Below are 21366 nucleotides of genomic sequence, written 5' to 3'. Positions count from 1 at the left end.
GAAAGAAGGTTGAAAGATGATTGAGTTGATTGCAACAACTGAATCGCTTGAACAAGGTAAACAGGTGCTGTTAAACGGCGCCGATTATGTCGTTACAGGTGAAGAGGTCTTTGGTTTACGTCTACCGGGACATTTAACAGATGAAGAAATTGGCGAATTAGTAACTTTTGCACATGAACAAGGTAAACAGGTCATTGTGGCCGCAAATGCGATTTTGCACAATGACAAAATTGAGCTTGCACGCCCTTATTTGAAACGCATGAAGGCATTGAACGTCGACAAACTGCTCGTAGGCGACACAGGCCTTATCCAGATCATGAAAGATCCCGAATACTACATTCCGTATATTTACGATGCTTCCGTTTTAACCACAAGCAGCGGTCAAGTGAACTTTTGGAAAAAGTACGGCGCAGTTGCAGCCTTGGTGGCACGGGAAGTCCCTTATGTGGAATTGGAACTTTTGCTTCCAAAAGCTGAAATTCCCGTTGTGACGCAAATTTACGGCGCGCAATGCATCCAGCAAAGCAAACGTAATCTGCTCGACAACTACTTTAATTTTATCGAAAAAGAACCCCTTAACTTTGAAGACCGCCACCTTTTCCTTTCTGAACCTGGGAAAGATGATACGCATTACTCTGTTTATCAGGATTCGCACGGCACGCACGTATTTGCGACCAACGATATTCATTTGTTGGAACAACTACCGATGCTGGAAGGAATCAACGCGAAACAATGGTATTTGGACGGCCTCTACACACCGGGTGAAGATTTTGTTGCTGTGGTCAAAGCATATGACCAAGCGCGTCAACTTCTGGAATCAGGTGAATGGAACGAAGCACAGGTTTCACAACTGGATGAACGAGTGAAAAAACACCACCCAGCAAACCGTGAACTGGATACCGGTTTCTTCCTCTATGCAGCGGACAAGGTTCAATAGGAAGGGGACAGACGAAATGACTAAAACATTAAAACGTCCTGAATTGCTGGCACCAGCAGGGACACTTGAAAAATTAAAAACAGCAATCCATTACGGTGCGGATGCTGTTTATATCGGTGGCGATGCTTACGGCTTGCGTAGCCGGGCAGGAAATTTCTCTTTTGAAGAAATGGCTGAAGGAGTAGCTTTTGCCCATGAACGCGGAGCAAAAGTGTATGTAGCAGCAAACATGGTAACCCATGAAAACAACGAAATTGGCGCGGGCGAATTTTTCCGGACCATTCGTGATATTGGGATTGATGCGATTATCGTATCCGATCCAGCCTTGATGCAAATCGCGGCAATGGATGCGCCTGGTTTGGAAATTCATTTATCAACGCAGCAATCAGCAGTAAACTATGAAACGTTGAACTTCTGGCAAGAAGCCGGTTTGACACGTTGCGTGTTGGGACGGGAAGTTTCCATGGCAGAAGTGGCGGAAATTCGTAAACGTACAACGGTTGAAATTGAAGCTTTCATCCACGGCGCCATGTGTATTGCTTACTCCGGCCGTTGTGTGCTTTCCAACCACATGGCTGATCGGGACGCAAACCGTGGTGGTTGTTCACAATCCTGTCGTTGGAAATACGGGTTGTTTGATCTACCAACGTTAGGTAACCGCGAAATGGTTGGTAAAGGCGAAGAAGGAATTGACGAAGCATTTTCCATGAGCGCCGTTGATCTTTCGATGATTGAACACATTCCGGATATCGTGGAAAATGGTATCGACTCTTTGAAAATAGAGGGTCGGATGAAGTCGATTCACTACGTTTCAACGGTTGTGAATGTTTATCGTAAAGCGATTGATAGTTATCTGGAAGACCCAGAGAATTATGCGTTGCAACAGGATTGGGTGGATGAACTGTGGAAAGTGGCGCAACGGGAGTTGGCGACTGGTTTCTTCTACGGGGAACCAACTGAAAATGAGCAATTGTTCGGCGAACGTCGCCGGATGCCGCGTTATAAATTCGTTGGCCAGGTATTGGCTTATGATCCTGAAACGCAAATTGCCACAATCCAACAACGGAATAAATTCAAGATTGGCGATACGGTAGAATTTTACGGACCGGGCATGCGCCACCATATGGAAACAATCGAAGAAATTTGGGACGAAGAGGGCGCGAACATCGATGCCGCTCCGCACGCAATGCAGGTCATTACGATGAAAGTGAGTCAGCCGGTCAAGCCGCAAGACATGATCAGAAAATCATTGGAACGTACCCGCCGCAAAGCTGTCCAAAAATAACATTGAGAGGAATCCCTGAGGTTTGGGGATTCCTTTTTTTGACTATAATTTAACTCACCGGTTGATTGTGCAGGCTTTAAATAATAGTCTGCATAGCAACGAACGGCTGCCTCAAAGGTATGCACACTATAGACCAAAGTCTGCACAGCTCTAACAATTTACCCGAGAGGTGTGCAGAGGCAATTTGGTTGGCTTGTCTGGAGTGGACATCTATAATAAAAGCAATGACAAAGGAAAGGGTGGATGTAATGGGGAAATTACAAAATCGTGTTGCTTTGGTTTATGGAGGGACGTCCGGATTAGGCGAAGCGAGTGCGAAAAAATTCGCAGCGGAAGGGGCCAAGGTAGCGGTGGCCGGCCGTTCTGAAGAAGATGGAAAAAGAATTGTGAACGAGATTAAGTCAGCAGGTGGTGAAGCCATTTTCGTAAAGGTAGACTTAATGGATGTGGCACAGATAAAAGAAAGTGTTAAAACGGTAATCGATGAATATGGCACGATTGATATTCTTTATAATGGCGCCGGGATTCTGGACAAGTACGAAAATGTTATCGATACTGACGTGGATACCTTTGACAACCTGATGGCCTTGAATGTGAAGGCGCCATTCATCGCTACCAAGGAAGTCATGCCACTTTTTGTTGAAAAAGGATCCGGGACTGTCATCAATCTGGGTTCACAGGCGACCCGGTTTGCCGGTGTTGGGGGAACGGCATATGTGACAACAAAACATGCCATTGAAGGTTTCACCAAGCAACTAGCTTATGACTTCGGACCGAAAGGAATCAAGGCCAATTTGCTGGCGCCTGGTTTCATCGAAACACCGATGACTGAAGGCATTGAAGAAGCGCGCCTGAAGGAAATCCCCGACCAACGTGCCGGAAAAGCGGAGGAAATTGCCAATCTCGCACTTTTCTTGGCTTCGGATGACTCCAACTATATGAATGGCGCGACTGTCTTGATGGATGGCGGTTGGACAGTTGGCCGCTAAATAAAATTAAATTAAAGAGACGTTCGTTGACCATTTAAAAGTCACGAACGCCTCTTTTATGTTATTCGCCCCAGAATGCCAAAGCAAGCTCTTGCCCTTGGCTGATTTTCGCCCATTGTTGCTCAGTGGAAAGTTCATTTCCGCAGTCACAGGAAGCGAATCCGCATTGGTGGGAAAGATATAACTTGTCTTTATCGACATATTTAGTTGCTTCTTCCAACTGTGCCAATACATTTTGCTCATCCGCCAATGTTGACGTTTTGCTCGATAGGAAGCCCAAAACGACTTCGGTTTCCGGTTTATTCTCAAAAGCTTTCAAGGCTTCCAGTCCGCCCGCACGGGAATCATCCCATTCGAGATAGAAGCGGTCATAGTTTTGGCGTTCCAGGAAAAATTTCGCTACTTCACCGTAGGAACCGGCCATGGCATTACGGGAAGCATAGTTGCCACGGCAGTTATGAGTGTAGACTGTTAAACCGACAGCATGGGCAGCATCGATGGCCGCATTGTTCAAGTTGATGAAATCAAGTGCGATACTTTCGATTTCTTCTTCAGACATATCTGTTTTGTTATGGAAACCAGTCGGGTTATCTTTGGCGAAAAGAGACCAGACGCAGTCGTCTAATTGAATAGTCTTACCGCCGACAGCCGCATACTGTTCGAAGAATTGGGTATAGGCAACCTTCATTCCTTCCGCTAACTCAGCCGGAGTCGCATAAACGTTACTGAAAGATTCCGGACGTCCTGTCAACTCGCCGTAAAGGTGGCCTGGCGAAGGGATGGTCAATTTGACTTCAACGTCTGCGGGTGCCAATTCACGGGTACGCAGATAGTGGGCGATGAAAGGGTGATCCTTGCTAGCCAAAGGAGCAGTGATTTCAATCCCGATATCCTTGCGCGTTTCGAAACTGTAGTCCGTCGCATGGGAGTGTGCTTCGTCCTCAAAGAAATAACCGTGGTCGGCGATGAAGCGGCGCACCCCTTCGAATCCCCAGAAAAAGTCGAGGTGCCAAAGTGAACGGGAGAACTCGCCATCTGTAATCTCCGGCAAACCGGCCTCAATTTGTTCCTGGACGATTTGTTTGACCGCTTGCTCCTCTGCCTCACGGTACCCTTGGAAATCCTCGTAAAAAGGGTAGGTGATATCGTCTCTATGTTCGATTTTCTCTTTATATTCTAATAAGTCAGCAGGGCGCAAAAATGAACCCACTGTTAGGAAACGTTTAGATGTCATATTTAAAAACTCCTTCTTTTGTTTTAGTGTTCTCATTGTATTATAATATTCTTATCATTAATAATACTTATAAATAGTCACTATCCATAGAAAAAAGCTATGACAAGGAGAAACATATGAACATCCGCCATTTACAATATCTCGTTCAAGTGGTTGAAGCTGGTTCCATTACCCAGGCAGCCAAAGAACTTTACATTTCCCAGCCATCATTATCGAATGCCATCACCAATTTAGAAAAAGAAATGAATATCCAAATCCTGAACCGTAGCGCCAAAGGGATTATTATGACGAAGGACGGGGAAGAATTTCTCGCATATGCCAATCAAGTATTGGAACAGGTAGAACTCATGAACCGCCGTTACAAGGACCAGGAATCGCCGAAGCGAATTTTCAGTGTCGCGGCGCATCATTATTCATTTGTAGTGGAAGCCTTCGTTAAGTTACTGAAAGAAATCGACGCGGAACATTACCAGGCGAACCTGAACGAAGGGCGCACGCATGAAATCATCGAGGAAGTCGCAAATCTTAAGAGTGAAATCGGCGTCCTGTACCGCAGTCACTACAATCACCGTGTCATCACGACAAAACTCGACGAGCAGCACTTAACCTTCCATCCATTAAAAACAGCCCATCCGCATCTCTTTGTTTTTAAAAAACACCCCCTCGCTAAGAGGAAATCTGTTACTTTGGCGGATTTGGAGCCCTATCCCAAGCTGAGTTTCGAACAAGGTAAACACAATTCCTTCTACTATTGGGAAGAGGTATTGGCGGATCACCCCTCACCTAAATCGATTATCGTGACGGACCGCGCTACCTTATTTAATTTGGCGATTGGTTTAAATGGTTACACCATCAGTTCCGGAAATTTGAACAAAGAATTAAATGGCGAAGACATCGTCGCTGTCCCCTTGGAAACGGATGAAGAGATTGAAATAGGCTATATTACCAACGATTTCCATACTTTGAGTATGACAGCCCTGCGCTACATTGAGTTATTGGGGATGAGTTTGGACGATTAAACAAAAAGGCTTGACCGGGTTTTTAATGTGGCGATTAGCACAGGGAAAACGAGTGAACGCCGCACTTAGAGTCTCAAGTGCGGCGTTGGTGAAGGAAGTTGGTTTATGAACGCCGCTTTTTTCCAATAAATGCGGCGTTTAGTAATCTGAATAATTCTAAAAACCGCACTTTGGGGAAAAGTGCGGCTTTTAACGGCTTATTAATATCGGAACGCCGCACTCCTACAGAAATTGGAGGGTGTCATTACTTCAAATGCTTCATATGGAAGGCAAAGTGCTCTTCCAAAAATGTTGCAATGAAGAAATAACTATGGTCATATCCTTCCTGTTTATCGTAGGTGACTTGTGCATTGTTCGCAGAAGCTTGAGCCAAAAATGCTGTTTCGTCAAGTTGTTCCGGATAGAATCCGTCTGCACTACCTTGGGTAATCAATATCGGTATATCACTGGCTGTTTTGATTAATTCAGTGGCATCCCAATCCAACCACTTGTTAGTATCATCACCCAAGTATGCAGTGAAGGCTTTTTGCCCCCAAGGAACTTGAATTGGATTCGTGATTGGTGAGAATGCTGAGATGGAATTAAACCGTTCTTTGTTTTTCATGCCGAGAACCAAGGCCCCGTGCCCGCCCATCGAGTGGCCCATAATGCTCTCCTTGCCAGAAAAGTTCGGGATTAGGGATTTCACTATTTCTGACAATTCTTCGATGAGGTAGGTATACATTTGGTAATGTTTTGCCCAAGGTTCTTGGGTGGCATTTAAATAAAAGCCGGCACCTTGTCCCAAATCATAGCCTTCATCATCGGGAACGTCTTCGCCACGCGGGGATGTATCCGGAACGACTACGGCAACCTGATGCTTATCTGCCAGCCGTTGGAAGCCACTCTTCTGGCTGAAGTTATCATCGGTACAGGTCAAACCAGACAACCACCAAATCAGTGGTAGGGACTTTTGCTCTTCGTTTCTCGGTAGATAGAGACTGAATGTCATTTGACATTGGAGGGAATCGGAATAGTGTTGATATTTCCGTTGTTCCCCGTTAAATGCACGAATATTCTGGATTAATTCCAATTGCATGGTTTCACTCCTCGTAAGTTAGAATGGTACGGATTGATTCACCTTTATGTAGTAGATCGAAAGCTTCATTGATATCAGTAAAGTTCAAGTGGTGTGTAATGAATGAATCAAGATCAATCTTGCCATCCATAAATTCGCCAATCATGGCAGGTAGTTCTGATCTGCCTTTGACTCCGCCGAAAGCTGAACCGCGCCAAACGCGACCAGTAACAAGTTGGAAAGGACGGGTGGAAATTTCTTGACCAGCACCGGCAACCCCAATGATGGTGCTTTCGCCCCAACCTTTATGACAACATTCAAGAGCCTGACGCATAACGTGTACATTACCGATGCATTCAAAGCTGTAATCGACACCGCCGTCCGTCATTTCAACAATGACCTCTTGAATCGGTCTGTCAAATTTAGCAGGGTTGATGAAGTCGGTCGCACCCATTTTTTTGGCAAGTTCGAATTTGTCTTCATTTAAATCAATGGCGATAATCCGGCTTGCTTTCGCTTGGACCAAACCTTGGATAACGGCTAATCCGATTGCACCCATCCCAAAGACAGCTGCGACAGCACCTTCTTCAACTTTTGCTGTGTTATGGACAGCGCCGATACCAGTTGTAACACCGCAACCAAATAGGCAGACTTTATCAAGTGGTGCTTCAGGTTCAACTTTTACCAAGTTGATTTCATTCACGACCGTGTATTCACTGAATGTACTTGTTCCCATATAGTGGTAAACGGGTTCGCCATTATAGGAAAAACGCGTCGTACCGTCCGGCATCAAACCTTTACCTTGTGTTTCGCGGACAGCGCCACAAAGATTCGTTTTACCTGACAGACAGAATTTACATTTACCACATTCAGGAGTGTATAGCGGTATTACGTGATCCCCCGGTACAACAGATGTCACACCTTCACCTACGGAAACAACAACGCCAGCACCTTCGTGGCCCAAAACGGATGGGAAAACACCCTCTGGATCATCCCCTGAAAGGGTAAAAGCATCGGTATGACAAACCGAGGTATATAATATTTTGACTAAAACTTCATTTGCTTTTGGCTCTTCAACATCGATCTCGACAATCTGAAGTGGTTCTCCAGGCTTAAATGCGACTGCAGCTCTACTTTTCATGTTAAATTCCTTCTTTCTTGAAAATGTCTTATTTACTTTGTCATATTCGCATACTATAATTCGAGTTGCAATACTGACAAATTTGTCAGTGGGGTTATTTTAAATAAGGAAGAGTGAACGTAATGACCATAACTTACCAAGATAAAACTTTTTTTACAAGCAAAGACCTGGCGCTTTCTGTAGTGGGAGGACGCTGGAAAATCGCCATAATCTGGTGCCTGCTGCAAGAATCCCCTTTGCGCTTGAGCGAAATCCAACGGAGATTGCCTGACGTGAACCAACGGATGTTGATTCGGCAATTGAAGGAATTAGAGCAAGATCAAATTTTGACACGCCATGTTTATCCGGTTGTACCACCGAAAGTGGAATATAAATTGACGGAAATTGGTCGACAGCTGGCTCCGGTCGTAAATACTATTTGTGAATGGGGCGACCATTATCATGACTATTTAAAAGATAGCGGCGCCATAAAAAATTTGGGCTGATTTGTTTTTATCGCCTATAATAATCTTAGTGAAGGATACTAAAAAGGAGGATTAACCGATGAAATTTACTGTCTCGCCAACCTTTTGGGAGGTATTCCCGGAAGGTGAAATCGCTGTTTTGGTATTGAAAGGCATTAATAATCGACCTAAACCGGAAGAGAAAGTGGTCTTTGCTTCCCTTTTGAAAGATGCAAAGGAAGAGAGCAAACAATATCTAGGTGAAGAAGTCTTTTCGGAAAATGAAATAGTTCAAGCTTGGCGCGAAGCCTACCGTAAATTTAAAACGAAAAAGGGTGCGCGCTCGTCAATTGAAGCTCTTTTGAAACGCGTTGATCAGGACCGCGAGTTTACCCCAATCAACCCATTAGTTGATATTTACAACAGTATCTCCCTTTCGTTTGGTGTCCCATGTGGCGGCGAGGATCTGGATACGATGTCAGGGGACATCGTGCTCGGGAAAGCGCAGGGGGGTGAGGGCTTCCGGGCGTTGGGCGACGATGCGGATGCGCCCGCACTGCCTGAGGAAATTATTTACTATGACGCTGAAGGTGCGATTTGCCGATCGCTGAACTGGCGTGATGCCCAACGAACGATGCTAACGGAAAATACAAGCAATGCGATTTTATTTATGGAAGCTGTTGAACCGGAAATGATTGAACAGACGAATAAAGCAATGCGTGCATTAAAAGACCGCTCCGATGTTCATTTTGGTGTAGAAGGACGTTTGTACCGAGTAACGAAAGATAATCCGGAAATTACATTTTAGTCATACAAAAAGCTGATGCCTCGAATGGCATCAGCTTTTTTTGGAGATAGGTGCGGCGTTAAGTTGGATAAACAGTAAGGAACGCCGCACTTCAGGTGCCAAGTGCGGCGTTCATCAACTAAGTGGGGCACTAAACGCCGCATTTTCTCAAAAAGTGCGGCGTTTAGAAATTTTATTTTTCCTTAATGCCGCAGTTTTCTCAAAAATGCGGCGTTAAGGATTGCTGAGCGACCCGAACGCCGCACTCGCTAGGAATACTATCCCCATACTTCCTCGGCAATCTCTTTAACCAGTTTGATTTTCGCCCATTGTTCTGCTTCTGTCAGGGAGTTTCCTTCTTCGGTAGAAGAGAAACCACATTGCGTTGACAAACATAGGTTTTCCAAAGGTACGAATTGACTTGCTTCCTTGATGCGGGCGATGACATCTGCCTTGTTTTCCAGTTCCGGTGATTTGGATGTGATCAATCCAAGCACGACTTTTTTGCCAGGCGTTACTTTTGCCAAAGGTTCAAACCCACCGGCACGGTCGGAATCGAATTCCAGGTAGTAAGCATGCACATTTTCCTGATCAAACAACGGTGTTGCGACAGAAGTGTACGCACCGGATGCAAACCAAGTTGAACGGTAATTTCCACGGCAAACGTGGGTAACGATATTCATGCCTTCCGGTTTTCCGTCAATCGCCGCATTATTTGCGCGCACATATAAATCTTTCAAATAAACCAGTTCTTCTTCGGTCAACTGATGGCCGTCATAGAATTCACCGCCGATTAAGCGTCCCCACGTACAGTCGTCAAATTGAACCGTGCGGCAACCAGCAGCGTATAAGTCGTTGAGAACGGTATGGTAGGCAGCAGCCAAGTCTTCTACCAAATCATCGATTTCCGGGTAGACAGCATTTGTAAATTCAAGGTTGGATTTACGCAAGGATTCCTGTACGAATTGAGCGGGAGCCGGTACTGTTTGACGCGCCTCGATTCCTTCGGGAGTATTAGCGATCAAGAATTTATAGTGTTCCACAAATGGATGGTTTTCACCAGTAATCTTGCCGTGGATGCGCGCTGTTTCAGAACGGGTATTCATCGCCGCAAACTTGTTGCCGCTCTCGTTGTATTCCTTCGCGATACCGTTCAATCCCCACATGAAATCGAAGTGCCACCACGAGCGACGATACTCGCCGTCAGTTACAGCCTTCAAACCGGCAGCCACTTGTTGCTGGATTAATTCTTTGATTGCTGCATCTTCCACAGCCGTTAATGCTTCTTTAGAAATTTTTTCTTCAGCGAACTCTTTCCGTGCTTGTTTCAACTTTTCCGGACGTAAGAAAGATCCGACGATATCATAGCGAAATGGTGATGTTTGAGTCATTTGAAATCCCCCTAATAATTTTTGATAGTAAAAAAATACCCATCCCTTTGCACATTAAATTAATGTACAAAGGGACGCGTATTTTGTCGTGTTACCACCCTCATTCATGCCATTTTCACAAATGACATCTCTGCAAGTTCTATAAATAAAACCCTGTACGGTAACGGGTACTGCCGTCCAGTCTGCGTGAACAAACTAAAAACTCCGAGTTCATTTTCATAGTTTCATGGGTATCCCTTCCCACCAGCCGGGACTCTCTTTGACGTATCGACTATGACACTTCTCTTCAACGTTGATTATTAAAATCGTATGAAAATAGCTTAACAGATTCTCATAAAAAGCGCAACAACATAAAACGACGATTAACTGGGTATCTACCCGAATCAATCGTCGTTTCAAAGCTAATTAACTTTCTTTTGAATAAAACAGGAAATCTTTCGGTACTTTTGAAGTATAGCGTTCCAGTTTTCCAGTCTTTGGATGAATAAAGGCAAGCGTCGAAGCGTGCAGTCCCAAACGTTTCAAAGGATTACGTTTTGCCCCATATTTTTTGTCACCGGCAACGGGATGCCCGATGGATTCCATGTGCACACGAATCTGGTTTTTACGGCCCGTTTCCAGTTCGACTTCCAACAAAGTATGCTCTTTATTGCCACGGATTTTTTTCCAATGGGTAACGGCATATTTACCACCATTGTCATAATTATAGGAATGAACTTTCATGGCTTTACTTTCAGTTAACCAGGACTTGATTGTCCCTTCAGATTCCGTCACTTCACCTTCAACGAGTGCTGTATAGATGCGTTCCTTGACAATCGTATGCCAATCTTTCTGCAAAGCTTCCTTTACTTCTTCGGTTTTGGCATAAACCATAACCCCGGAAGTGTCGCGGTCCAAACGGTGGACGATAAAAATCCGGCTGTTTTTATTTGTTTCTTTTACATATTGCGTTAATTGCCGGTAAGCAGTCATCTCCGCTTGGTTGCGGTCGCCCATCGAAAGAATGCCGGCATCCTTGTGAATCACGATGATAGCGTCGTCCTCGTGCAGAATGTTGATGCCTTTCAATGCTGTTTTAGTCATGGCAGTTTTATTGCTCATCACGCTGACGGTTTGTCCGACCGCCAAAGGATGGTTATGTTGGGTCACTTTTTTTCCGTCGACTGCGACTTGGCCACGCGTTAAAATAGATTTCACCGCATTACGACCTAGATTGGGATGAATGGCGATTAAAAATGGCAAAAGGGTGGTTGATTCGGTAATTGTGTAGTCTGTTACGCCTGTTTTGATAAAAATCACTCTTTCCTAATTATGTTGTCACTGTAGTATAGCAGAAAATTTGGTATAATATGAGAGAAATGGAAGGTGCTAAGTATGGATAATAATGATCGTTTGACACGTTTGCGATATGCTCTGGATATCAAGGATAATGATGTGGTGGAAATTTTCCGCCTGGGTGGCGCAACGGGAACAAAAGAGCAAGTGCGTGCGATGACAACACGCGATAAAGATGGTAATTACGAAGAAGAATTGGATAACGAAAGATTTGAACGTTTTTTGAATGGCATGATAACCTCACAAAGGGGTGTGCGTGAAGGCGCCCCGGAACCAGAGTTGGAACTTCATTCAGGAAATGTTAATAATTTACTGTTGAAGAAAGTAAAAATTGCGTTGTCACTCACGGGTGACGACATGTTGGAAATAATGGATGATGCTGAGGCGCGTATTTCAAAAAGTGAATTAGGCGCTGTTTTACGAAAAGAAGGGCATCGAAATTATAAACCCTGTGGCGACCGCTATGTGCGCAACTTTTTAAAAGGTTTGGCGTTACGTTATCGCGGTTAAAACTTGGAAAATGTACTCCCCGAACTCTGGGGAGTATTTTTTAAATAAAAGCGTAATAAATGGCATGTAAGTGTAGGATTATAACAAAACAAAAGTGATCACGACATCATATATGCCTATACAAATAGAAAAGGAGTAATAAGATGTTAGAACCAAAAAAAATTGAAGTGATTATGCAACTTATTATGCATGGCGGCGATGCAAAAGGTAAAGCAATGGAAGCAATCGCAGCTGCTAAAGCGGGCGATTTTGAATCCGCTACCAACAAAATAAAAGAATCCGAAGCAGCGCTTGTAGCGGCCCATCACGCGCAAACCGGCTTGCTGACGCAAGAAGCATCCGGAGATCCAGTGGAAGTTTCATTATTACTGATTCATGGTCAAGACCATTTGATGACGGCCATTACGTTTAAGGACCTAGCAAAAGAAATTATTGAAGTTTACGAGAGAATGGAGAGCAAATAGCGGCTGCTAAAGCAATTATTTTAGTAACGCATCCGGGATGATGAAAGGCGAAAAAGTTCTAACGGAAGCCTTGGCTATGCTTGATTAGTAAATGAGAGAGGGTTTGGGGTAATTGTCCCGAACCCTTAATTTTTTGGTCGAAAAACGTCTGTTAGGCTCATTGGAAATGGCTAACCGTCGCCATTTCACTAAATAACGCCGATTAAGAAATTTTGTCGCGCTAATAGTCGCGAAATCGTAAAATAGCGACTATTAGCACGGCAACGAAAATTTAATCGTCGTTTTTCGGTAAAATTGTCCAAACTGTTTTTTTCTATTGAAAACGGTATAATAAAACCAATACAAAGATGTGAGGAGTGGAGAAATGATAGTAGGTGCAATCGAGGCAGGTGGCACAAAGTTTGTGTGTGCAATCGGGGATAAAGACAATAAGGTTATTGAGCGTGTTTCTTTTCCGACAACCACCCCGGAAGAAACATTGGCACACGTCTTCAATTTTTTTGATAAATATGAAATCAACGCTATCGGAATCGGTTCATTCGGACCGATTGAAGTGAATCATGATTCTGACAAATATGGGTATATCCTGTCCACACCAAAATTAGCTTGGAAAGATTTCGATTTTATTGGTGCCATGAAAGACCGTTACAAGGTGCCTATGGGCTGGACAACCGATGTAAATGCGGCAGCTTTGGGCGAATCGACTTTAGGTGCAGCCAAAGGGTTGGACAATATGATGTATTTAACCGTCGGAACCGGTGTTGGTGGGGGTGCAATACTAAACGGCCGGATTCTGGAAGGAATTGGTCACCCGGAAATGGGGCACTTGTTGGTGAAACCCCATGAAAATGATCACTATGCCGGCTCTTGTCCATACCACGGTAACTGTCTGGAAGGAATGGCAGCGGGACCATCAATCGATGGTCGCTTAAACAAAGCAGGGAAAGATGTTGATCCGCAAGACGAAGTATGGGATTTTATTGCCTATTATCTGGGTCAAGCGATTGTGGCATACACGGTCATGCTTCGTCCCGAACGCATCGTCATGGGCGGCGGCGTGATGAAAGTGCCCGGCCTTTTGGATAAAGTGAAAACCTCATTCGAGACACTATTAGGTGATTACGTCCCCGTACCGCCTTTGGATGATTACCTTGTTTTACCAAAATTGGCAGACGATGCAGGCATTACCGGAGCCATCATCTTGGCCAATCAACAGCTTTAAGAGGGGGATTACAACCGTGACAAAATTAAATTGGGTCATTTTAGGAACAGGAACAATCGCAAATGAATTTGCGACTCATTTCAAAGCAGAAAAAGCGATGCTTTATGGCGTCGCATCACGTAGCCTGGAAAAATCAGAAGCCTTTGCGGAGAAATACGATATCCCGCACGCATACAGTTCTTACGCGGAAGCCTTGGCTGATCAAAACGTTGAAGTGGTTTACATTGCTGTACCACATAGCCATCATTATCAGCTGATTAAAGCAGCCCTTAAAGCCGGCAAACACGTACTCTGTGAGAAAGTCATTACCGTTAATGGGGAGCAGTTGCGTGAAGTAACCCAACTTGCCGAAGAAAATCACTTATACTTGGCAGAAGCCATGACGATTTTCAATATGCCGCTGTATCGTACCTTGAAAGAATGGATCCGGGAAAACGACCTTGGTCCACTGAAAATGATCCAAGCATCATTTGGCAGTTTCAAGGACACTGATCCATCCGTTTACTATTTCAACAAAGCCCTTGCTGGCGGTGCCCTTTTCGATATCGGTACGTATGCGTTATCGTTCGTTCGTCATTTCCTATCCAGCAAGCCAACCGAAATCCTGACCCTCGGAAATCTGCACGAATCCGGCGTGGACGAATCATCCGCCATCATTTTAAGAAACGAAGAACAGGAACTAGCGACCGTTTCGCTCACATTCCGGGCAAAGATGCCCAAACAAGGCGTGGTCGCATTTGAAAAAGGCTTCCTGACGATCATGGACTATCCCCGTCCCACTCAAGCAACGTTTACGAGTTATGATGGCAAACACCAAACCATCGAGGCGGGAGATACCGTGCAGGCACTTAACTACGAAGTGGCCAACTTTACCGACATGATTCTTGGGAAAAAAGAAAACAAAACCCTCCCATTGACTATGGATGTCGTCGAAATTATGGACACCGTACGAAAAGAGTGGGGTTTGGAATACCCATTTGAATAAGGGTGATTACTCACGGGCATATTTTGCTCTGAGTAATCACTTTTTTTACTATTACTTGAAGATGGAAGTTCCAACCCCTCTTTTTTGAATTTTAGATTTATTCCAATGACATTGCCGGGCGTAAACAACACCAAATAACCAAGAACCCAAAAAAGAGGCTGCGGGAATCATCCCACAGCCTCATCTAAATATCAGTTTTACATACCTAAATCTTTTTTCATTCTTTCCAATTCATCTTCAACCGCTGCCGATGTTTGGGAAGCATATTTCTCTTCCAAAGCTTTCGCTTCGTCTAATGGCTCGGAATTGAGTTCAGACATGGCGTTGGCTTCATCCAGCATACGAGTAGCTTTGTCTTCCATTCGCTTGAATGATCCCATTGCGCTTTCGGAACGTGTGACATTTTCGGAAACATCGTTCAATTTCTCTTGTGCTTTGGCAACAGACATCTTGCCTTTAATCATGTCACGACGTTGGCGAAGGGTATTGATGTCTTTTGCCAATTTGTCATGCATTTGGCGCATCTTAACGGCATTCTCATGAGCAGAAGCATAACTTGATGCTAGACCTGCACCCACGCTTTCGATTTCTTGTTTTTTGGATAAGAAAATACGTGCGTCGTCTTCATTGCCAGCTTCCAAAGCTTTCTTGGCAAGTTCTTCATATTTTCTAACTTCTGCTTCATTTTGGTCGACTTCACGTTTCGCACGTGCTTCTTCCGCCATGACACCAGCAGTATCGTGTTTAACTTCCGCTAAATCTTCCATCATATCACGGAGATATTGGTCGATCATTTTCTCTGGGTCTTCCATTCGATCGATAACAGCATTCACGTTTGCACTGATAATATCTGAAAAGCGTCCTAAAATTGACATAATTTTATTCCTCCTAAAATTTATCTTTTTATTATTCTTTATCTTCATATTTCTTGGCCAACTCATCTGCTTCGGAATCTTTGCCAAATGTTTCAATTGGCGTCTTCAGAAGGTCCTCTGTTCGTTTTGCTTCAATTGCTTCTTGTTCCTTGCGTTTCCGCCACCATAGGAACAAGATACCGGCTAATCCCACAAGCCCCAGTACAATCAGCACCGGAATCCAAGGTGAAGTAGTTACTTCCATTATCCGATCTGCCGCGTCCTTGAAGGAATTACTGAAGAACTGTTCATCCGTTAAGTTACCATCATAGTAATTACGATCGATATAATCGAGCAGTATGGTTCCGGCTTCAGAATCAATAACCTGATTAGCCTGCGTTCCTGTTACATAATAGGTAATATACTGGTTTGGTATTCCTTCATAAAATACAAACAGTAAGTGCGCTTCATCGGCAAACAACTCGTCGTATTTTTCATTGGCAAATGCCTCGACTTGATCCATGCTGGCAGTTTGGGAACCATTTATTTCATCTGTAATATACAAATGAGGTTGAACGCCCGTTTTCTCGTAGAAATGTCTTAAACCATCTACTAGTTGTGCGTCATTAGTGATCCAACCAGCATCATCCGTGAAATAGGCTGTTTCGTTGACGGACCCGGCAGGTAAGGGTTCTCTCTCAACTGTGGATGGTGCAACTGATGAACCACCACCACCTACATTAGCCAAGAAGAAAAAGATTACTGCCAAGACGCTCAGAACAATAGCCAGAGTTCCACATCCCGGCGCACAACCGCCACCACCAGGGGAACGGTTTGGACCACGATTGGAATAGCGTCTGCCACCCGTGTTTATGAAGATGGGTCCTGTCCCGAATGGTCGGCCCCAAGAGCCACCGCCACCCCAGGAACTACCGCCTCGATTGCCACCTGAGCCACCAAACGATCCGCCGCCACGGCCGCCCCAACTGCTGCGTCCGCCGCCACCACGGTTTCCACCGAATGAACCACCGCCACCACGGAAGCCGCCACCGCCGCCTCCAAATGAGCCGCCGCCACCGCCACCGCCGCCTCCTCTACCCATAGACATCCCTCTTTCCATTCTCTTTTCCGGTCAAAATGTCTTTCGTAACTTCAATATAGCATAAGCAAAACCTGGGTGCAATTTTGAACCCATGGAAAATAAAACGTTTACTAAAATATTATTAAACAAAAAATTATATTTAGATAATAGATTTGGTGTACAATAAAAGACGGATGTAAGGCTGTTTTTGATTTGGCGGAGACCAATCTGAAAGGTGAGAAAATATGTTAGAGTTAAAAAACATTACCAAAGAGTACCGAACGGGAGACCAAGTTGTCCAAGCTCTTAAAGGCATCAATTTGAAATTCCGCAGTAATGAATTCGTTTCAATATTGGGTCAAAGTGGATCCGGTAAAACAACGATGTTGAATATTATCGGAGGATTGGACCGCTACACACATGGCGACTTGTTGATTAATGGTCGTTCGACCAAAGAATATAAAGACCGTGACTGGGATACGTACCGAAATCATTCGGTTGGCTTCATTTTCCAAAGCTACAACTTGATTCCTCACCAAAGCGTTTTGTCAAACGTTGAACTGGCTTTGACTTTGTCCGGTGTTTCGAAAGAAGAACGTCGCAAACGTGCCCAGGATGTTTTGGAAAAAGTTGGCTTGAAAGACCACGTCACTAAACGTCCCAATCAACTGTCCGGTGGTCAAATGCAGCGGGTCGCGATTGCCCGGGCTTTAATAAATGATCCAGAAATCCTTTTGGCTGATGAACCAACGGGAGCCTTGGATTCGGAAACAAGCGTACAAATTATGGCATTGTTACAGGAAATTGCTTCTGACCGCCTTGTAATCATGGTTACGCATAACCCGCAGTTGGCTGAAGATTACTCAACTCGGATTATCAAGGTATTGGATGGAGAAGTTCTGTCCGATTCTAATCCGGCGAGTGAGACGGAAATTCGTGATAGTAAAATTCTCAAGAACGATAAAACATTCATGTCCTTCTTTACGGCTTTAAGTTTAAGTTTCAATAACTTGTTGACGAAAAAAGGGCGGACGCTACTGACTGCATTTGCCGGTAGTATCGGGATTATCGGGATTGCCTTGATTATGTCCCTATCGAACGGAGTCCAAAACTATATCGCGCGTATTGAAGAGGACACCTTATCTTCCTATCCACTGACGATTGAAGAATCAACATTGGATATGGGAATGATTATTGGTGCTTTGATGGGTGTTAATACGGAGGATTTGGATGAAGTTCCAGAAGGTGAAGTTGCTGCAACGCCCATAATGACTGACGTGATGGATACTTTGGCAAGCCGCAAAGACTCCAATAACTTGACTGCCTTCAAAGAATTTTTGGAAGAAGACGCAGGTGTTAAAGCGAATATCAATGCGATTCAATACAGTTATAATATTCCGATTAATATTTATAACGCAGAGGGTGTGGATGGTGTCGTTCAAGTAAATCCTTCCAACGTCATGAACGCGATCGGGATGGGGCAGACCATGGATGCTCAATCTTCAAATCCACTACAAAATGCAATGGGTGGCGGAGCAATGGTGGGACCTGCGGGTGTGGATTCCTGGAAAGAATTACTGGACAATCAACCCTTATTGGAGAGCCAGTACGATACGGTATCCGGTCGTTGGCCCGAAGATTACAATGAAGTTATCTTGATTGTGGACGAGAACAATCGGGTGAGCGATTATATGTTATATTCCCTCGGTTTGTTGAGCCAGGAAGAACTGGGCGAAAGCTTCCAGTCCGTATTGAAAGGGGAAGACCATGAACTGCCTGATATTCCCACTTATACAAATGAAGAATTACTTGATATGACGTTCAAATTGGTCATCAACACCGATTTGTATAAAAAAGAAAATGGCATTTGGATGGACCGTAGTGATGATCAGGCATTTATTGATGAAGTTGTCGCAAATAGTGAAGATGTTACAGTGGTAGGGATTATGCGTCCTAACCCAGAAGCTGTGACAACAAGTGAAACGGGTTCAATCGGATACACAAGCAAACTGAAAGAACATATCATGGCATCGGTTAATGATTCTGAAATAGTTCAGGAACAAATGAATAATCCAGAGACAAACATTTTCACGGGCATGGCTTTCCCGGAAAATACCAATGAAGAATTTGATTTCGCAGCCCTGTCAGATGAAGAACGTGCCTATATGGCGACTCTTTCCGAAGAGGATTTAGCTGAATTGTTGAATGCTTACCAAGACAACTACAGTACGACGTATGAATCGAACCTGCAAACATTGGCTGCAGTGGATGAAGAAAAACCTAGCGCCATTAATATTTACGCAAAAGATTTCGAAACAAAGGATAATTTAGAAACGATTATTTCTGATTACAACCAACGTGAAACCGAAGCGGGTCGTGATGAGAACGTAATTACTTATAACGACTTGGTTGGAACGATCATGTCTTCCGTAACATCCATCATCAACATTATCAGTTATGTGTTGATTGCCTTTGTTGGCGTATCCTTAGTGGTTTCTTCCATCATGATTGGTATTATCACCTACATCTCTGTATTGGAACGTACCAAAGAAATCGGAATTCTCCGTAGTGTAGGGGCATCCAAACGTGATATTTCCCGCGTTTTTAATGCTGAAACGTTCATTATCGGTTTGTTCTCCGGCTTATTAGGTATTGGAATCACAGCGCTCTTGAATATTCCAATCAGCTTGATAATCAAAAATATGACAGACATTTCCGGAATTTCATCCTTACCGATTGAAGGAGCAGTATTCCTGGTCCTTGTCAGTTTAGTATTGACCGTCATCGCGGGCTTGATCCCGGCAAAAATGGCTGCCAAGAAAGACCCGGTAGAAGCTTTACGATCTGAATAATAAATATTGGACACCGTCACTCTAGCTAGTGGCGGTTTTTTTTCGTAAAATAGAGACGAAGATACAAAGGATGTGACAAGTTGAAACCACAAATTTTACAGTTGATGCCGAATACGGCTGATGAGAAACGATGGGTAGCTGAAATCACGGGTGAAGACCCGACCTTTAAATTGAAGCGTGATTTCCAACCGGATAGTCCAGAAGGCGTTTGGGAAATATATGATGGTTGGTATCAAATCCACGGCCAGGCACAAGGTGTTTCGCCGTTTAACAAAGAATATGTGCACGTGAAAGATGGTCGCATGCTGCGCCATTTAAATTTTCGCTTTGTCCTGGCACACTTGGATGAAATTAAAGCCGCCGAGCCGGAACGAATGGAACGGATGCGGAAACAAATCTATGCGATGCTGGATGAAATCAAACGCGAAGCCCCATACCAACCTGTCGAAGAAGCAATGGAACGACAAAAAGAAGACTGTGATATGACTGATGAACCTGACCAACTTTTGGGGGCTATAACCATTTTGAAAAAACGGAAAGAAGCCATGATTAAAGAGTATCAGGAATTGTTTGCGAATTATCAGGAGTGGTAAGGGAGGGGTATATTTGGAAAAGGTACTTGCGGAACGTTTGCAGAGGCAATTGTTAGCAAAGAAACATTTCCAGTCACCTGAAGAAACGGTTCGCTGGATGCTGGCAGTCCAGGGACAAGACTATCATCCAGCATTATGGGCGATAGCGATGCGGACGCCGGGTGTCACTAAAAAAGACCTCGAACAAGCAGTCGCTGATATGAAAATCGTTCGGTCTTGGACCATGCGCCATACCATTCATTTTGTGGCGATAGAAGACTTAACCTGGATGATGGAACTATCCCGGGACCGTATGCTAAAACGGTATAAAAACCATATGCTAAAAGAAACGGGTCTTGACACAAAAGACCTGGAACAAGCCCTGCTTATTATTGAAGCAGCCTTGAAAGGCAAAAAACTCATACCTCGCCTCAAGCTCCGGAAAATACTCGAAGAAGCGAATGTCGATACGAAAGGGCAACGGTACTACCATATACTCTGGTATGCCGCTCAAAAGGGCATTATTTTCATCGGCCCCATGGCAGGAAAACAACAGACACTGGGGTTGGTATCCGAGTGGGCTCCACCCAGTCCTTTCACGACACGAGAAGCAGCTTTGAAAGAACTGGCCAGCCGTTATTTGGCCAGTCATGGACCTGCCACCCCAAAAGACTTGGCGTGGTGGGCCGGGTTGAGCGTAGGAGAGGCCAAAAAAGCTATGGAAATGGCGACTGTCACGGTTGATCCCGTAATGGAAGCTTTCGAACCATCACTTCATCTCCTACCAACTTTGGATGAATTCCTGATTGGCTACCAAGACCGAACGGCTTCTCTTACAGAGGCAATGCGCATACAACTCGATCCCTTGAAACGAGGTATCTATCGCCCGCTGTTGTTTAACGGCAAAGTGGTGGGGAGTTGGAAGCCTATCGTTAAAGGAGAAAAGGTAACCTTATCCTACAGCATCCACCCCAACGTCCAAATTCCCCAAACGTTGCTGATAAAACAAGCAAAAGCCTATGCCACTTTTTTTGGCCACCATTTTGAGGGGGTAGAACAGGTTTCTGAATTCCAAATGCGGCGTTAAGCAGGAAAATCATCTGGGAACGCCGCATTTTTCGCTAAAAAGCGGCGTTGCGCGCGCGGAAAAAATTTAATCGCCGCACCTCGGTACCCGGAAACGCAAAAAACGCGAACGCCAGGAAAAA

General features: G+C 44.5%; 20 protein-coding genes. 13 read left to right on the top strand and 7 right to left on the bottom strand.

Annotated features, from left to right (window positions below):
* The first annotated feature begins 16 nt into the window (after positions 1-16).
* The 3 genes from ACTU7M_RS01445 to ACTU7M_RS01435 all read left to right on the top strand — a co-directional run bounded on the left by ACTU7M_RS01445 (position 17) and on the right by ACTU7M_RS01435 (position 3211).
* Complete coding sequence (locus ACTU7M_RS01445) at positions 17-937, top strand: peptidase U32 family protein (protein WP_443472591.1); 921 nt, start codon at positions 17-19, stop codon at positions 935-937.
* Positions 938-953: 16 nt separating this feature from the next.
* Complete coding sequence (locus tag ACTU7M_RS01440) at positions 954-2222, top strand: peptidase U32 family protein (protein ID WP_443472590.1); 1269 nt, start codon at positions 954-956, stop codon at positions 2220-2222.
* A 248-nt stretch (positions 2223-2470) separates the two neighbouring features.
* Positions 2471-3211, top strand: a complete 741-nt coding sequence (locus ACTU7M_RS01435; protein WP_443472589.1) for an SDR family NAD(P)-dependent oxidoreductase — start codon at positions 2471-2473, stop codon at positions 3209-3211.
* A 61-nt stretch (positions 3212-3272) separates the two neighbouring features.
* Here the strand turns inward: ACTU7M_RS01435 and ACTU7M_RS01430 are convergent, their stop codons facing one another.
* Positions 3273-4445 (bottom strand): 5-methyltetrahydropteroyltriglutamate--homocysteine methyltransferase, encoded by a 1173-nt coding sequence (locus ACTU7M_RS01430; RefSeq protein ID WP_443472588.1) that lies wholly within the window; start codon positions 4443-4445, stop codon positions 3273-3275.
* Positions 4446-4561: 116 nt separating this feature from the next.
* On the opposite strand from ACTU7M_RS01430, the gene ACTU7M_RS01425 reads away from it, so the two are divergent.
* Positions 4562-5464: a LysR family transcriptional regulator gene (locus tag ACTU7M_RS01425; protein ID WP_443472587.1), complete on the top strand. Its 903-nt coding sequence runs from the start codon at positions 4562-4564 to the stop codon at positions 5462-5464.
* Between the two features lie 244 nt (positions 5465-5708).
* Here ACTU7M_RS01425 and fghA read toward each other — a convergent pair whose 3' ends face one another.
* Both fghA and ACTU7M_RS01415 read right to left on the bottom strand, forming a co-directional pair.
* Positions 5709-6542, bottom strand: a complete 834-nt coding sequence (gene fghA, locus ACTU7M_RS01420; RefSeq protein WP_443472586.1) for an S-formylglutathione hydrolase — start codon at positions 6540-6542, stop codon at positions 5709-5711.
* Between the two features lie 4 nt (positions 6543-6546).
* Positions 6547-7662: an S-(hydroxymethyl)glutathione dehydrogenase/class III alcohol dehydrogenase gene (locus ACTU7M_RS01415; protein ID WP_443472585.1), complete on the bottom strand. Its 1116-nt coding sequence runs from the start codon at positions 7660-7662 to the stop codon at positions 6547-6549.
* Between the two features lie 122 nt (positions 7663-7784).
* Between ACTU7M_RS01415 and ACTU7M_RS01410 the strand changes: the two genes are divergently transcribed.
* Both ACTU7M_RS01410 and ACTU7M_RS01405 read left to right on the top strand, forming a co-directional pair.
* Positions 7785-8147: a winged helix-turn-helix transcriptional regulator gene (locus ACTU7M_RS01410; RefSeq protein WP_443472584.1), complete on the top strand. Its 363-nt coding sequence runs from the start codon at positions 7785-7787 to the stop codon at positions 8145-8147.
* Positions 8148-8205: 58 nt separating this feature from the next.
* Positions 8206-8913 carry a B3/B4 domain-containing protein gene (locus ACTU7M_RS01405; RefSeq protein WP_443472583.1) on the top strand — a complete coding sequence of 236 codons (708 nt, stop codon included), beginning with the start codon at positions 8206-8208 and terminating at the stop codon, positions 8911-8913.
* A gap of 257 nt (positions 8914-9170) precedes the next feature.
* On the opposite strand, the gene ACTU7M_RS01400 is transcribed toward ACTU7M_RS01405, so the two are convergent.
* Both ACTU7M_RS01400 and ACTU7M_RS01395 read right to left on the bottom strand, forming a co-directional pair.
* Complete coding sequence (locus tag ACTU7M_RS01400) at positions 9171-10283, bottom strand: 5-methyltetrahydropteroyltriglutamate--homocysteine S-methyltransferase (RefSeq protein WP_443472582.1); 1113 nt, start codon at positions 10281-10283, stop codon at positions 9171-9173.
* A gap of 405 nt (positions 10284-10688) precedes the next feature.
* Positions 10689-11582 (bottom strand): RluA family pseudouridine synthase, encoded by an 894-nt coding sequence (locus ACTU7M_RS01395; protein ID WP_443472581.1) that lies wholly within the window; start codon positions 11580-11582, stop codon positions 10689-10691.
* A 75-nt stretch (positions 11583-11657) separates the two neighbouring features.
* Here ACTU7M_RS01395 and ACTU7M_RS01390 point away from each other — a divergent pair, with 75 nt between their 5' ends.
* From ACTU7M_RS01390 to ACTU7M_RS01375, 4 genes are all read left to right on the top strand, one after another.
* A complete protein-coding gene (locus ACTU7M_RS01390; RefSeq protein WP_443472580.1) occupies positions 11658-12128 on the top strand; it encodes a DUF1456 family protein in 471 nt (156 codons plus the stop codon).
* A 143-nt stretch (positions 12129-12271) separates the two neighbouring features.
* Positions 12272-12592 carry a PTS lactose/cellobiose transporter subunit IIA gene (locus ACTU7M_RS01385; protein ID WP_443472579.1) on the top strand — a complete coding sequence of 107 codons (321 nt, stop codon included), beginning with the start codon at positions 12272-12274 and terminating at the stop codon, positions 12590-12592.
* A gap of 364 nt (positions 12593-12956) precedes the next feature.
* Positions 12957-13814 carry an ROK family protein gene (locus ACTU7M_RS01380; RefSeq protein WP_443472578.1) on the top strand — a complete coding sequence of 286 codons (858 nt, stop codon included), beginning with the start codon at positions 12957-12959 and terminating at the stop codon, positions 13812-13814.
* 16 nt (positions 13815-13830) lie between these two features.
* Positions 13831-14799, top strand: a complete 969-nt coding sequence (locus tag ACTU7M_RS01375; protein WP_443472577.1) for a Gfo/Idh/MocA family protein — start codon at positions 13831-13833, stop codon at positions 14797-14799.
* A 197-nt stretch (positions 14800-14996) separates the two neighbouring features.
* Here ACTU7M_RS01375 and ACTU7M_RS01370 read toward each other — a convergent pair whose 3' ends face one another.
* Both ACTU7M_RS01370 and ACTU7M_RS01365 read right to left on the bottom strand, forming a co-directional pair.
* The gene (locus ACTU7M_RS01370) at positions 14997-15674 is read right to left on the bottom strand and encodes a PspA/IM30 family protein (protein WP_443472576.1); all 678 of its coding nucleotides are present in this window, start codon (positions 15672-15674) and stop codon (positions 14997-14999) included.
* 31 nt (positions 15675-15705) lie between these two features.
* Positions 15706-16755 (bottom strand): hypothetical protein, encoded by a 1050-nt coding sequence (locus tag ACTU7M_RS01365; protein WP_443472575.1) that lies wholly within the window; start codon positions 16753-16755, stop codon positions 15706-15708.
* A gap of 224 nt (positions 16756-16979) precedes the next feature.
* On the opposite strand from ACTU7M_RS01365, the gene ACTU7M_RS01360 reads away from it, so the two are divergent.
* From ACTU7M_RS01360 to ACTU7M_RS01350, 3 genes are all read left to right on the top strand, one after another.
* Positions 16980-19586: an ABC transporter ATP-binding protein/permease gene (locus ACTU7M_RS01360; RefSeq protein ID WP_443472574.1), complete on the top strand. Its 2607-nt coding sequence runs from the start codon at positions 16980-16982 to the stop codon at positions 19584-19586.
* Between the two features lie 80 nt (positions 19587-19666).
* Positions 19667-20179 carry a hypothetical protein gene (locus ACTU7M_RS01355; RefSeq protein WP_443472573.1) on the top strand — a complete coding sequence of 171 codons (513 nt, stop codon included), beginning with the start codon at positions 19667-19669 and terminating at the stop codon, positions 20177-20179.
* A 13-nt stretch (positions 20180-20192) separates the two neighbouring features.
* Positions 20193-21245, top strand: a complete 1053-nt coding sequence (locus tag ACTU7M_RS01350; RefSeq protein ID WP_443472572.1) for a winged helix DNA-binding domain-containing protein — start codon at positions 20193-20195, stop codon at positions 21243-21245.
* The last annotated feature ends 121 nt before the right edge of the window (positions 21246-21366 follow it).

Source organism: Jeotgalibaca sp. A122, assembly GCF_052266715.1.
Lineage (GTDB): Bacteria > Bacillota > Bacilli > Lactobacillales > Aerococcaceae > Jeotgalibaca.
Note: the sequence above shows the minus strand (reverse complement) of the source record. Positions and strands in the feature narration are given on the sequence as shown.

Bases quoted from the DNA above. Each gene is read 5' to 3' on its own strand.
- ACTU7M_RS01445 (WP_443472591.1), top strand. From the start codon at position 17: ATGATTGAGTTGATTGCAACAACTGAATCGCTTGAACAAGGTAAACAG.
- ACTU7M_RS01440 (WP_443472590.1), top strand. From the start codon at position 954: ATGACTAAAACATTAAAACGTCCTGAATTGCTGGCACCAGCAGGGACA.
- ACTU7M_RS01435 (WP_443472589.1), top strand. From the start codon at position 2,471: ATGGGGAAATTACAAAATCGTGTTGCTTTGGTTTATGGAGGGACGTCC.
- ACTU7M_RS01430 (WP_443472588.1), bottom strand. From the start codon at position 4,445: ATGACATCTAAACGTTTCCTAACAGTGGGTTCATTTTTGCGCCCTGCT.
- ACTU7M_RS01425 (WP_443472587.1), top strand. From the start codon at position 4,562: ATGAACATCCGCCATTTACAATATCTCGTTCAAGTGGTTGAAGCTGGT.
- fghA (WP_443472586.1), bottom strand. From the start codon at position 6,542: ATGCAATTGGAATTAATCCAGAATATTCGTGCATTTAACGGGGAACAA.
- ACTU7M_RS01415 (WP_443472585.1), bottom strand. From the start codon at position 7,662: ATGAAAAGTAGAGCTGCAGTCGCATTTAAGCCTGGAGAACCACTTCAG.
- ACTU7M_RS01410 (WP_443472584.1), top strand. From the start codon at position 7,785: ATGACCATAACTTACCAAGATAAAACTTTTTTTACAAGCAAAGACCTG.
- ACTU7M_RS01405 (WP_443472583.1), top strand. From the start codon at position 8,206: ATGAAATTTACTGTCTCGCCAACCTTTTGGGAGGTATTCCCGGAAGGT.
- ACTU7M_RS01400 (WP_443472582.1), bottom strand. From the start codon at position 10,283: ATGACTCAAACATCACCATTTCGCTATGATATCGTCGGATCTTTCTTA.
- ACTU7M_RS01390 (WP_443472580.1), top strand. From the start codon at position 11,658: ATGGATAATAATGATCGTTTGACACGTTTGCGATATGCTCTGGATATC.
- ACTU7M_RS01385 (WP_443472579.1), top strand. From the start codon at position 12,272: ATGTTAGAACCAAAAAAAATTGAAGTGATTATGCAACTTATTATGCAT.
- ACTU7M_RS01380 (WP_443472578.1), top strand. From the start codon at position 12,957: ATGATAGTAGGTGCAATCGAGGCAGGTGGCACAAAGTTTGTGTGTGCA.
- ACTU7M_RS01370 (WP_443472576.1), bottom strand. From the start codon at position 15,674: ATGTCAATTTTAGGACGCTTTTCAGATATTATCAGTGCAAACGTGAAT.
- ACTU7M_RS01365 (WP_443472575.1), bottom strand. From the start codon at position 16,755: ATGGGTAGAGGAGGCGGCGGTGGCGGTGGCGGCGGCTCATTTGGAGGC.
- ACTU7M_RS01360 (WP_443472574.1), top strand. From the start codon at position 16,980: ATGTTAGAGTTAAAAAACATTACCAAAGAGTACCGAACGGGAGACCAA.